Below are 11,540 nucleotides of genomic sequence, written 5' to 3' on the forward strand. Positions count from 1 at the left end.
AGGGGAGGAAAAAATCATGATCGTTGCTCGCTTTATTGCAGGAGTTCACGCACGGATTTGCCGGACAGCGCCAGGGAGCGAATTTCTTCTTCGCTCAGGGCGCGGCCCCAGAACGTGAGGTCGGAGAAGTCCATGGTGTAGGCGCCTCTGTCGTAGCTGCCCAGCACGTTGTAAGTGCCATTGCCGTCTTCGTTCAGGCCGAAATGCGCGCCGAGGACACCCGCCAGTTTGGACAGATCAACCGAGCCGGTGCTGGTGGAGCGCATGCTCAGGCCATTGGTGGGGTCCATGACGGCGGCCGTCATTTTCTTGTTGGTTTTGTCGATGCTGAGTATCAGGTAGGCCCATTCGTTCGGCGTGAAGAAGAAGCCATTCAGGTCGGCGCGGTTGCCGCTGCCGCTGCCGATATTGAAGCGGACTTCGTTGCCATTCCATTGGGCGATGGTGATACCGGGGTTGCCGCCGCTGTTGTAGTCCTTGTTGGCGACGATGGGCTTGTCGTCGGCGTCGCCCTTGGAGCGATACCACAGGCCGATGGTGATGGCGTCGAGGTCATTCAGGCTGCCTGCCGGGTATTCGAGCTTGTAGCCGCCCACATTGATGTTTTCGTTGCGGCGGTCCAGGCGCTCCACGCGGAATGCCTTGCCAAAGGGGCCGTCATCCAGGAAGACAGGCTGCTGCACGCCGTCGAAAGCCACAATGCGGGTCTGGCCGCCGACATCATGGGTATTCTGGTCAAACGCGTAGTACACCATGACGCCTGTTTTGAGGCTAGGCTGCAGCAGTACCGGCTTGGTGTACGGAATCTGGGCGCTGGCCGACAGCGCGCTGCCGGCGGCACGGATTTCATAGCGCAGGGTGTGCACGCCGTCTTCTTCAAACGCGAAGCTATCGTCGGTATATTCGGTGGTGCCGGCAGGCAGGGTGGCAAGCAGGCTGCCGTCACGCCAGATGGCAAGGTCACCGACAGAGTCGCCTACCGTGGTCCAGGAAAGCGTGATGCTCTTGTAATCTTCCGCGGCGATGGCGCGCGGGCGGCGCAGGGCGCCTGCGGCGGCCAGGTCGTTGCCGGACAGCGCGGGCAGGCCGGCCGTGGCATCCAAGTGGGCCAGGACAGTCGGGGCCAGGTCAGCGGCGGAGGGCAGGACTTCCCATTGGCTGTCCCAGGCAGCGCTCATATCCACAGCGGCGTCATTGGCGCCCAGCATGGCAGGCAGATTGCTGGCGTAGAACGTCGTCTTGCTGCTGGTGCGCGGCAGGCCGTCGTAGCTGCCGCCATCGCCCAGACCGGCTGCGCTGGTCACGATGATTTGCCAGTCTTCATTGCCGTGCTGGCGCTGGCGCTCGCGGACGGCTTCAAGCAGCTGGCCCAGCGCCTTGTCGGTTTGCTCGACGGTGGCCTGGTAGGTGGCGCTGTTGGCCGGGCCGCGCAGATTGTGCAGCGGGGCAGCGTATTGCGCCAGAACGACGTCATAGCCGGAAGCGACCATTTTGCCCGCTGCGTCGGTCACACAGGTGTCGATTTGCACGCAGTCCGTGAGCGCGTCGAGGTAACCGGCATCACGTTCGGCGCTCAGCAGGCTGGCCAGGCTGGCACTATGGATGGCGCCCCCCGTCTTGCTGGCCGGCAGCGTGGCTTTGACTTGTTCAAACAGGGTGGCGGCACGGCTTTGCTGGTTCAGGGCATCCGATCGTACCTCGTGCACAGGCGCCCAGGAGCCAGTCAGCAGCGTGGCCCAGCCCGGTGTGAGCAGCGTCGCTTGTTGGGTGCCGGTTTCCAGGGCGCCGCCAGTCCAGGCACGGCTCAGGGAGAGCGAGGCCAGATTGGGCAGGCGATTCTGGCTGATGCCGGATTGCAGGGCATCGTAGCGGACACCATCCATGCCTATGAGCAGGGTCTTGGCTTGACGGGGTTCCTGGGGTTTTTCCGGTTCCGTGGGCTGGCTCGGGTCAGAATCATTGCTGGAACCGCAGCCGGCCAGGGCAAACGCAGCGACCAGGCAGGAAACCAGCTTCTTCATATGTGCGAGGGGCATTTCTTCTCATCTCCAATCACAGACCCGATCAGGCCTGTACCGGGAGCCATGCTCGCTGCCGGGGATGAAACCCCCATGACCGGACAAACAAAAATCCCGATCATCTGATCGGGATTTTGTTAGGTTGACGCTAAGGCAATGCTTTTACAAAAATTTAGAAAAATCGAATATAAGCGAGATGGCAGGGCGCGAGAGGTTGTTGTCGTCAAAAAACAACGGTACGCGCCAGACTGCCGCGCCGCCTGTGCCTGCGCCTGTGCCTGCGCCTGTGCCTGCGCCTGTGTCTGTGCCGGCGGGTGTTTCAGGGTTCGGGCAGCGGCGTAATCAATGCCAGAAAGCGGGCGATGCTTTCCACCTGCATACGTTCTTTCAGGCAATACACATACTCTTCCGTCTGGATATCCGCGTCGGTGATATCCAGGCAGACCAGTTCCGGGTGCGGCGGGGCCTCATGCGCGGGGATCAGGCAGCAGCCCAGGCCATGCACCACGGCTTGAATGATGGCTTCGCGGTTGGCGATTTCCAGTATCTCCGCCGGTTGCACCCCGGCGCGTTCCAGCAGACGCTCGGAAACCTTGCGCGTCATGGAGCCGGGTTCGCGCTGCAGCAGCGTTTCCGGTTTGATGTCGGCAAGCTGCACGCTATCGCGGCGGGCCAGGCGATGGTCACGGCGCACGGCCAGCCGCAGCCGGTCGCGCGCCAGCGTGATGCGGTGCAGTTCCGGCCCTTCCGCGCGCACTGAGGAGCTGGCCAGTTCCAGCTGGTAGTCGCGCAGCGCCTGCAGCACGGATTGCGAGTTGGCGACACTGAGACTGAGCGAGATGCCGGGGAATTGTTCGCGGTAGCGTGCAATGACAGGCATCAAATAGTAGGGGCCAGTCAGCCCCAGGCGCAGCGAGCCATGGCTGAGTGCGCTGGCATCACGCAGATGGAAGGCGATTTCCAGCTCTTTTTGCACCAGCTGTTCCGCCATGGGCAGCAGGCGTCTGCCGTCTTCGCTGAGTTGCAGCGCCCGGCCGCGCCGGTAAAAAAGTTCCAGGCCGTAGCGTGCTTCCAGCGATTTGAGCTGGCCGGTCACCGTGGGCTGGCTGACGCCGAGCTGCTGGGCGGCACGGGTGACATTGCCGGCGCGGGCGACGGCGTAGAAAGACTTGAGTTCCGTAATGAGCATGTCAGTGTCAACAGGCCAGGAGGCGTTGCCTGGGCTGCGGGAATGCAGCCGTTATGGCAGACAGTGTAGCGCTGGCCCGGCAGATTCCTCCTGTGTGATTGCCGGACGTGCCGGCGGCATGAAAAAAATGCGATGGGCTTATCAGCGTATTTCTATCTGATGTCACATTCTTTACACCTGGGCTGCCCATACTGCACCCTCATGAATACGCCGAACTCTTCCCAGAACGAACCGCAACCGAGTTTTCTCTCGCTGCGGGACATCAGCCTGTCCTATGGCTCGACCCGGGTGCTTAACGATGTCTCCCTGGATGTCAGGGCGGGCGAGATGCTTTGTCTGCTGGGGCCGTCCGGTTGCGGCAAAACGACGCTGCTGCGTGTGATTGCCGGCCTGGCGCGCCAGGATCAGGGCAGTTTGCAACTGGTAGGCCGGGACATCTCCCGGGCGGCGCCGCAGGAACGCAACTATGGCATCGTATTTCAGTCGTATGCCCTGTTTCCCAATCTGACTGTCGCCGCCAATGTGGCTTACGGGCTCAGTTCCCGGCATGGCGACCGGACTGCCGTGGCCCGCCGGGTCGAGGAAATGCTGGATCTGGTGGGTTTGCCAGGTGCGGGACAGAAGTATCCCGGGCAGTTGTCTGGCGGCCAGCAGCAACGCGTTGCGCTGGCCCGTGCCCTGGCGCCCGCGCCCATGCTCTTGCTGTTGGATGAGCCCATGTCGGCGCTGGATGCCAAGGTGCGCGAGCATTTGCGCAGCGAGTTGCGCAGCCTGCAGCGCCGCCTGTCGGTCACCACCATCATGGTGACGCATGATCAGGAAGAAGCCATGTCCATGGCTGACCGCATTGCGGTCATGAACCGGGGCAATCTGGAACAGGTCGGCACGCCGCGCGAGCTGTACCGCCACCCGGTGTCGGGCTTTATTGCCGGTTTCATCGGCGAAGCCAATTGGCTGCCCTATGAACGTCTGGCCGACGGGCGCGTCACCATTGGCCGCTGGACGGCGCAAACCGCCAATGACCTGCCACAGGCGCGCGGCCGTTTGTTTGCCCGTCCCGAAGCGGTGCGCATCCTGCCTGGCGGCACTTTGCCAGCCGGTGACAACATCTTTGCCGCGGAAATCCAGGACGGCATTTTCCTGGGGCGCCAATACCGTTTGCGCCTCGCGCTGGAAGGCGTGCCGGGCGTGGACCTGCACGCTTTCGTGAATGCCGAGCAAGGGGATGCCTTGCTGTCCAGGACAGCGGCGCGCCGCTGCTGGCTGAGTATTGCGCCTGCCGCCTTGCGGGCTTACGAGTCATAGGAAATACACGTGGGATCTTCCATTATCCGGGCGGGCGTCCAGCAAGACGCCGCGCTGCATCATGACGCTCAGCCCGTTATGCCGGCAAGCCCCGCTCCTTATGTCCGCAAACCGGCATCCGCACGCCTGGAAATGTGGGGCCTGAGCGCCTTGCAGCTGGCGCTGCTGGGTTTCATGCTGATTGCGCTGGTCTTGCCCGTGGGCACCGTGCTGCAACGGGCCTTGCAGGACAACAGCGGCCATTGGGCCGGCCTGGCGCCGCTGCAGCAGGCGCTGGATATTCCTGGCTTCGGCGCCATGTTGTGGCGCAGTATGGCCGTGGCCTTGACGACAACCTTGCTAGCAGTGCCGGCAGCCTATGCCTTTGCCTACGGGCTGGCCCAGACTCGCATGCCTGGCAAGCGGCTGTGGCGCTCCCTGGCGCTGATTCCTTTGCTGGCGCCTTCGCTGCTGCCGGGGATCGCGCTGATTTATCTGGCAGGGAACCAGGGCTTGCTGCGGGACTGGCTGGGAGCCGGGACGGTCTATGGCTTCTGGGGCATTGTGATCGGCGAGGCCTTCTATATTTTTCCGCATTTGCTCATGGTGCTGACCAGCAGCCTGTCGCTGTCCGACGGGCGCCTGCACGATGCCGCGCGCGCCATGGGCGCAGGTCCCTTGCGCACGTTCATGACCGTGACGCTGCCCGGCACCCGCCATGCCGTCTTTGCCGCCTGCTGCCTGTCGTTCACGCTGGTGATTACCGACTTCGGCGTGCCCAAGGTGGTGGGGGGCGACTACAGCGTGCTGGCGGTAGAGGTTTATAAAGCCGTGGTTGGCCAGCAGAATTTCCCGCGCGGGGCGGCTTTTGCCCTGTTGCTGCTGATTCCCGCCATGCTGACCTTCACCGTGGACACCTGGTTGCGCCGCCACCAGCATTCCTTTCTGGATGGGCGGATCCAGCCCTACCAGCCCCAGCCTGCCGGATTGCGCGATAGCGCGTTCCTGGCCTTCTCCGTTCTGATTTGCCTGGGCCTGCTGGCCATTGCAGGCACGGCAGTCTGGGCCTCGTTCATTCGTATGTGGCCGTACAACCTGTCGCTGTCGCTGCGTTCCTATGATTTCAGCAATATGGATGGCGGCGGCTGGCTAGCCTGGCGCAACAGTGTGCAGCTTGGCTTCTGGACGGCGCTGGCCGGCACCTTGACGGTTTTCCTGGGTGCCTGGCTCACGGAACGGCTAGCCCCCCTGGGCCGGCTGGCGCGCTCGGGCGTGGCTGTGCTGCATGCGGCAGCCTTGATTCCAATGGCGGTGCCGGGGCTGGTATTGGGCCTGGGCTACATCTTCTTTTTCAATCACCCGAACAACCCCCTGAACGGCTGGTACGGCACCATGGGACTACTGGTGCTGTGTACGGTGGCGCACTTTTATACCAGCGCCCACCTGGCGGCGACATCCGCCCTGGGGCAGCTCGACCGGGAGTTCGAGTCGGTGTCGGCATCACTGGGCGTGGCGCGGCTGCGCACCGGATTGAAAGTCGTGTTCCCCATGAGCCTGCCGACTGCGCTGGACATCGGCCGCTATCTGTTCGTGTCGGCCATGACGACAGTATCTGCGGTCGTGTTTCTGTACCGGCCCGATACCGTGCTGGCGTCGGTGGCTGTCCTGAATATGGATGACGCCGGTTTCCCCGGGGCGGCCGCCGCCATGTGCACGCTGATTATGGCGACCTGCGCTGCCGTTTCACTGTTGCTCTACGGCGCCAGCCGCGCTGTCCTGGCGCGTACCCAAGCCTGGCGCCGGCCGGCAGACGAATCATGACCCCATTTCGAATTTTTCCTTTTTTTCAGCCGCAGCCGATATCCGGCCGCCGCGGCGCAACCGCAAGCAAGTCGTATTCGGAGATCCTCATGTCCAAGTTCCGCATTTCCGCCGCTCTGGCGCTGGCCGCTGCCGCTTTTGGCGCTCAGGCTGCTCCCGTGACCCTGACGGTTTACACCGCACTTGAAGCCGATCAGCTGCGCGCCTATCAGGCTGCTTTTGAAGCCGCCAATCCCGACATCCGTATCCAGTGGGTGCGCGATTCCACTGGCATCATCACAGCCAAGCTGCTGGCGGAAAAAGACCGTCCCCAGGCTGACGCCATTTGGGGCCTGGCGGGTTCCTCGCTGGGCGTGCTGGCTGGCCAGGGCATGCTGGAAGCCTATGCACCCCAGGGGCTGGAGCAGATCGCTCCCAAAATGCGCGATGGCGCCAATCCGCCTTCGTGGGTAGGCATGGACGGTTTTGCCGCCGCGCTGTGCTTCAACACGGTTGAAGCCGCCAAGCACAATCTGCCGGTTCCCAAGACCTGGAAGGATCTGACCAACCCGGTTTACGCCGGCATGGTCGTCATGCCCAACCCGAATTCCTCGGGCACCGGCTACCTGGACGTGAGCGCCTGGCTGCAAATGTTCGGCGAGAAGGAAGGCTGGGAGTTCATGGACGCCCTGCACAAGAATATCGGCACCTATACGCACTCCGGCTCCAAGCCTTGCAACCTGGCGGCGGCTGGCGAATACCCGATCGGCGTGTCCTTCGAATACCGCGCGCTCAAGCTGAAGGATGACGGCGCCCCGGTGGAAGTGGTGTTGCCGGAAGAAGGCCTGGGCTGGGAAATCGAAGCCATGGCTATTGTGAAGGGCACGAAGAATCTGGATGCGGCCAAGAAACTGGCCGACTTCTCTGCTTCGCGCGAAGCCAATGAGCTCTACAAGAAGGGCTTTGCCGTGCTGGCTATCCCGGACGTCAAGGCTGAACTGCCGGGCCTGCCCGCCAACTTCCAGGAACGCCTGATCGACAATGATTTTGCCTGGGCCGCCGAGAACCGCGAGCGCATCCTGGCCGAATGGGCACGCCGCTATGACGGCAAGTCGGAAGCCAAGAAGTAAACAGGGGCGAATAAGGGCGGGCTGATCCGTACCGCTCTCACCGCCAGCTGACTGCAAGATGCAAAAGGCCTCGCCAGATAATTTTCTGGCGAGGCCTTTTTTGTCGGGCGGCAGGCAACTGGTCCAGGGCTTCACGATATTTGCATGCTACGCTCCGCGCGATGAATGGCGCCGCTGAGCGTGCCTGATTTTGGCCAGAAGGATGACATGGGGTATTACATCAACCAGAAGTGTGGTTCCTGCAAAAAGAGTTTCACAGGCGGATACGTCGGTAATTACTCCAGTATCGGGGAGCCCTTTATCATCTGTAAAAAATGCGGTGTCGTGAATGACAATTCCCAGCGTGTGACAGAGTGGGCTTTGAAGTCGCGGGCTGGAAAATGGATTTTTGTGGCGCAGCACGTTTTTTCCGTGATTTTTTATTATGGTGCGGCAGCTTTGATTGCGGGCATGGTACTGATGGGGATGGATCTCATGCATGCCATGACCGGCCTCTGGATTCTGCTGGGGGCCAGCCTGGTGTTTGGCCTTGGGCGTTTCTGGGTGCGATGCCGGTATGCCATCGCGGAGTCTGATAAACGTATGGCAGATGCGGCGTATGTGTCCAGGTTGAGACAGCTGGGATTCATGCGTTGAACCCTGCTGTGGAGTCCTCGCAGGATTGATGGCATGTATGAAAAGGCCTCGCCAGAAAATTTTCTGGCGAGGCCTTTTGCCGTCCTGGTCTGCCGCGAAGCTCTGTCCGGGCGAGCCGGTCAGGTCAGCCTGGCGCGGGTTCGTCCATGATGCGGCGATACCATTCATGGAAGTGCTTCATGCCGTCTTCCATGGGGGACTGGTAGGGGCCGGTTTCATCGGCGCCGCGTTCCATCAAAGCGCGGCGGCCAGCATCCATGCGTTCGGCAATTTCATCGTCTTCGATGGCCGTTTCCATGTAGGCGGCCTGCTGGGCTTCGACAAATTCGCGTTCGAAGGCGGCGATTTCTTCGGGATAGTAGAACTCGACGATATTGACCGTGTGCTGCGGCGAGACCGGGTAGAGCGTGGACAGAACCAGCACATGTGGATACAGCTCTATCATGTGGGTCGGGAAATACGTGACCCAGATCGCGCCGAAGTCTGGCTCCTGGCCGTCACGGAATTGCATCAGGTTGTCATGCCACTGGCGGTACACATCCGAGCCGGGCTGGGCCAGTGCCTGGTGCACGCCGACGCGCTGCAGGCTGAACCAATCCGAAAACTCCCAGCTGAGGTCGTCACAGGTGACGAAATGGCCCAGGCCGGGGTGGAACGGGCCAACGTGGTAGTCCTCCAGATAGACCTCAATGAAGGTCTTCCAGTTGTAATTGCATTCGTGGACTTCTACGTGATCCAGCACATAATCGGAAAAATCGAATTCCGGGCGCTGGAATAATCTGCCGAGATCGGTCGCAGGGTCGCGTGGTCCTTCGAACAGCAGGCCATTGCAGGATTGCAGCGGAAAACGCTGCAAATTCGCGCAGGGCGTGGATTCGAATTGCGGCGCGCCGATGAGGGCGCCCTGGTCGTTATACGTCCAGCGGTGCAGCGGACAGACCAGATTGCCGCCGGTTTGCTTCAGGCTGCCCTGGCGCGGTTCACCGGTCGTGACATTGCCTGCCGAACCGCCCAGGATGAGAGCCTGGCGGTGGCGGCACACGTTTGACAGCAAGGACACTGCGCCGCCACGGTCGCGCAGCAGAATACGGCCGCCGCGCTCTTGCGCCAGGGCACGCCAGTCGCCGGGTTCAGGCACCAGTTTTTCATGGCCGACATAGATGGCCGAGTTCTTGAAAATGGCGGCCTGCTCACGGGCGAAGCGTGCCTCGTCAAAGTAGGCGCTGACGGACAGCTGGCTGCGTTCGGCAGCCAGGAGTAGGGTTTGGCTCATATTGCAAATTCCTGTCGCCCTGGCGATGGCACTGCGTCGGCGTCCGGGAAGGCTCTGCCGAGTCACACGGCAGGGGCGCATGGCCTGGCAAGCGGGCAGATCGGCTGCCCTGGTTCCCTCTGCGAAGACTCAAGTGCCGGGCCTGAGGGCGGCGCGACGAAGAAAAAACCGGCCTAGCTTGCGATATCATCATGGCAAGATGCAGGCAGACCTGGACGCGCCCGCGTACCGCGCGCGCCTGTCATCCAGTCGAAGGGCTGATTGTAGCCCGCCGGGGCGGGACTGGGAAATGACGGTTGATCCCGGCGCGGCAGCCCTGGGCAGTGCCGGGGCGGCCAGCCGCCGCTGCCCAGGGCGGCAGCCGCGGGCAGGGCGGTATCTGGCAGACTTCAGCGCCTGACGGGCCAGTTCCCGTACAATGCGCGCTTGGACCTATTGTGCAATGGTTGTTCCCCCTATGACTAGAAAACTTGGCCCTGATGCGGCCGATGCCGCTGCTGGCGCGGCACAGCAAGCTGCGGACCTGCCGCAGGATTTTGAGTCCGCGCTGGCCGAGCTGGAAACCCTGGTGTCTGCCATGGAAAATGCGTCTCTGCCGCTGGAGCAATCTCTGGCGTCCTATCAGCGCGGCGTTGCGCTGTCGCGCGTGTGCCAGCAGCGTCTGGCTGCGGCAGAACAGCAGATCCAGGTACTCGAAGGCGAATTGCTGCGGCCTCTGGATGCGTCCGCTTTGAATGAGGATCAGCGATGAAGGCCAGGAATGCCATGGATTTTCCCGCATGGATGCGGACCTGTGCGGAGCAGGTCGAACGGCGCCTGGGGGCGCTGCTGCCTCAGGAAGAAGAAATTCCTGCGCATTTGCATGGCGCCATGCGTTATGCGGTGCTGGGCGGCGGCAAGCGCGTGCGCGCCTTGCTGGTGCTGGCCGCTGGCCATGCCTGCCAGCCGGCGGGCAAGCCCGTTGCCATTGTGACGGCTTTGGAAAGTGCGGCAGCGGCGGTGGAAATGATCCACGCGTATTCGCTGGTGCATGATGATTTGCCTTGCATGGATAACGATACCTTGCGGCGCGGCAAGCCAACGACGCATGTGGCGTATGGTGAGGCGGCAGCCTTGCTGGCGGGTGATGCCTTGCAGCCGCTGGCGTTTGAAACCCTGGCCGGGATGCCGATTGCGCCGGCGCTGATTGTGCAGTCCGTGCAGGTGCTGGCGCGTGCCTCGGGCAGCCTGGGCATGGCAGGCGGCCAGTTCATCGACCTGGACAGCACAGGCCATGGCCTGAGCCTGGATCAGTTGCGCGGCATGCACACCATGAAAACAGGTGCCTTGCTGGCGGCAAGCGTGACGCTGGGTGGGGTGGTGGCAGGCGCCAGTTCGCCGCAGCGCCAGGCGCTGGAAAAATATGCAGCGGCCATTGGCCTGGCATTTCAGGTCGTGGATGATATCCTCGACGTAACGGCAGATAGCGCCAGCCTGGGCAAGACGGCAGGCAAGGATGCGCAGGACAACAAGCCAACTTATGTGTCGCTGATGGGGGTGGATGCCGCCCGCGAACTGGCGGCGCAATTGCGCGATGATGCCCACCAGGCGCTGCGCCCTTTGGGCGAGACAGGCGTTTACCTGGCCGCTATGGCGGATTTCATCGTCGCGCGGGAATACTGAGCCGGCGCACTGCCAGTGCATCGCGGAATGAATGCAATGAATACTACCGATCTACTCGACCGTATCGAATCCCCCGCAGACGTCAAGCGCCTGGAGCGGCGTGACCTGAAGCGTCTGTCGGAAGAGCTGCGGGGCTTTCTGCTGGACAGCGTGTCCCACACCGGAGGGCACTTGTCGTCCAACCTGGGAACGGTGGAACTGACCATTGCCCTGCACCATGTTTTTGATCTTCCGCATGACCGCCTGATCTGGGATGTGGGCCATCAGTCCTATGCCCATAAAATCCTGACGGGCCGTCGTTCCGGCATGCCGCGCCTGCGGCAGCAGGGCGGGATTTCCGGTTTTCCGCGCCGTAGCGAATCCGAATACGATGCTTTCGGCACCGCGCACTCATCGACCTCGATTTCAGCGGCGCTGGGCATGGCAGTGGCTTCGCGCAATGCTGGCGTGTCGCGTCAGCACATTGCCGTCATCGGTGATGGCGCCATGAGCGCTGGCATGGCTTTTGAAGCCATGAATAATGCGGGCGTCACGCCAGATATCAATCT

10 protein-coding genes are annotated in these 11,540 nt (G+C 62.2%); 7 read left to right on the forward strand and 3 right to left on the reverse strand.

Annotated features, from left to right (window positions below):
• Positions 1–32: 32 nt before the first annotated feature.
• Both ACTJGZ_RS14220 and ACTJGZ_RS14225 read right to left on the reverse strand, forming a co-directional pair.
• Positions 33–2,036, reverse strand: coding sequence for a nucleotide pyrophosphatase (locus ACTJGZ_RS14220; RefSeq protein ID WP_441663562.1), 2,004 nt, complete (start codon positions 2,034–2,036; stop codon positions 33–35).
• A gap of 301 nt (positions 2,037–2,337) precedes the next feature.
• On the reverse strand, positions 2,338–3,207 hold the full coding sequence (locus tag ACTJGZ_RS14225) for a LysR substrate-binding domain-containing protein (RefSeq protein ID WP_441663563.1): 870 nt from the start codon (positions 3,205–3,207) through the stop codon (positions 2,338–2,340).
• 201 nt (positions 3,208–3,408) lie between these two features.
• Between ACTJGZ_RS14225 and ACTJGZ_RS14230 the strand changes: the two genes are divergently transcribed.
• The 4 genes from ACTJGZ_RS14230 (at position 3,409) to ACTJGZ_RS14245 (ending at position 8,057) form a co-directional block, all read left to right on the forward strand.
• On the forward strand, positions 3,409–4,512 hold the full coding sequence (locus ACTJGZ_RS14230; protein ID WP_441663564.1) for a putative 2-aminoethylphosphonate ABC transporter ATP-binding protein: 1,104 nt from the start codon (positions 3,409–3,411) through the stop codon (positions 4,510–4,512).
• A gap of 78 nt (positions 4,513–4,590) precedes the next feature.
• Positions 4,591–6,312, forward strand: coding sequence for a putative 2-aminoethylphosphonate ABC transporter permease subunit (locus ACTJGZ_RS14235; protein WP_441663571.1), 1,722 nt, complete (start codon positions 4,591–4,593; stop codon positions 6,310–6,312).
• An 89-nt stretch (positions 6,313–6,401) separates the two neighbouring features.
• Positions 6,402–7,421, forward strand: coding sequence for a putative 2-aminoethylphosphonate ABC transporter substrate-binding protein (locus tag ACTJGZ_RS14240; RefSeq protein ID WP_441663565.1), 1,020 nt, complete (start codon positions 6,402–6,404; stop codon positions 7,419–7,421).
• A gap of 165 nt (positions 7,422–7,586) precedes the next feature.
• Positions 7,587–8,057, forward strand: a complete 471-nt coding sequence (locus tag ACTJGZ_RS14245) for a hypothetical protein (RefSeq protein WP_441663566.1) — start codon at positions 7,587–7,589, stop codon at positions 8,055–8,057.
• A gap of 124 nt (positions 8,058–8,181) precedes the next feature.
• Here ACTJGZ_RS14245 and ACTJGZ_RS14250 read toward each other — a convergent pair whose 3' ends face one another.
• Positions 8,182–9,330, reverse strand: a complete 1,149-nt coding sequence (locus ACTJGZ_RS14250; protein ID WP_441663567.1) for an aromatic ring-hydroxylating oxygenase subunit alpha — start codon at positions 9,328–9,330, stop codon at positions 8,182–8,184.
• 457 nt (positions 9,331–9,787) lie between these two features.
• Here ACTJGZ_RS14250 and ACTJGZ_RS14255 point away from each other — a divergent pair, with 457 nt between their 5' ends.
• The 3 genes from ACTJGZ_RS14255 to ACTJGZ_RS14265 form a co-directional block, all read left to right on the forward strand.
• Positions 9,788–10,081, forward strand: a complete 294-nt coding sequence (locus ACTJGZ_RS14255) for an exodeoxyribonuclease VII small subunit (RefSeq protein WP_441663568.1) — start codon at positions 9,788–9,790, stop codon at positions 10,079–10,081.
• A gap of 14 nt (positions 10,082–10,095) precedes the next feature.
• On the forward strand, positions 10,096–10,992 hold the full coding sequence (locus ACTJGZ_RS14260; protein WP_441663569.1) for a polyprenyl synthetase family protein: 897 nt from the start codon (positions 10,096–10,098) through the stop codon (positions 10,990–10,992).
• A gap of 36 nt (positions 10,993–11,028) precedes the next feature.
• Positions 11,029–11,540, forward strand: a 512-nt coding sequence (locus ACTJGZ_RS14265) for a 1-deoxy-D-xylulose-5-phosphate synthase N-terminal domain-containing protein (RefSeq protein ID WP_441663570.1), incomplete at its 3' end; no start/stop codon positions are given.

Origin of the sequence: Kerstersia sp. (genome assembly GCF_052103615.1) — a bacterium.
Classification (GTDB): Bacteria; Pseudomonadota; Gammaproteobacteria; order Burkholderiales; family Burkholderiaceae_B; genus Kerstersia.

What these genes read in the sequence shown, in the direction of transcription:
- ACTJGZ_RS14250 (WP_441663567.1), bottom strand. Translation starts at nt 9,330, where the DNA reads ATGAGCCAAACCCTACTCCTGGCTGCCGAACGCAGCCAGCTGTCCGTC.
- ACTJGZ_RS14235 (WP_441663571.1), top strand. Translation starts at nt 4,591, where the DNA reads ATGCCGGCAAGCCCCGCTCCTTATGTCCGCAAACCGGCATCCGCACGC.
- ACTJGZ_RS14240 (WP_441663565.1), top strand. Translation starts at nt 6,402, where the DNA reads ATGTCCAAGTTCCGCATTTCCGCCGCTCTGGCGCTGGCCGCTGCCGCT.
- ACTJGZ_RS14260 (WP_441663569.1), top strand. Translation starts at nt 10,096, where the DNA reads ATGGATTTTCCCGCATGGATGCGGACCTGTGCGGAGCAGGTCGAACGG.
- ACTJGZ_RS14245 (WP_441663566.1), top strand. Translation starts at nt 7,587, where the DNA reads ATGGCGCCGCTGAGCGTGCCTGATTTTGGCCAGAAGGATGACATGGGG.
- ACTJGZ_RS14230 (WP_441663564.1), top strand. Translation starts at nt 3,409, where the DNA reads ATGAATACGCCGAACTCTTCCCAGAACGAACCGCAACCGAGTTTTCTC.
- ACTJGZ_RS14225 (WP_441663563.1), bottom strand. Translation starts at nt 3,207, where the DNA reads ATGCTCATTACGGAACTCAAGTCTTTCTACGCCGTCGCCCGCGCCGGC.
- ACTJGZ_RS14255 (WP_441663568.1), top strand. Translation starts at nt 9,788, where the DNA reads ATGACTAGAAAACTTGGCCCTGATGCGGCCGATGCCGCTGCTGGCGCG.
- ACTJGZ_RS14220 (WP_441663562.1), bottom strand. Translation starts at nt 2,036, where the DNA reads ATGCCCCTCGCACATATGAAGAAGCTGGTTTCCTGCCTGGTCGCTGCG.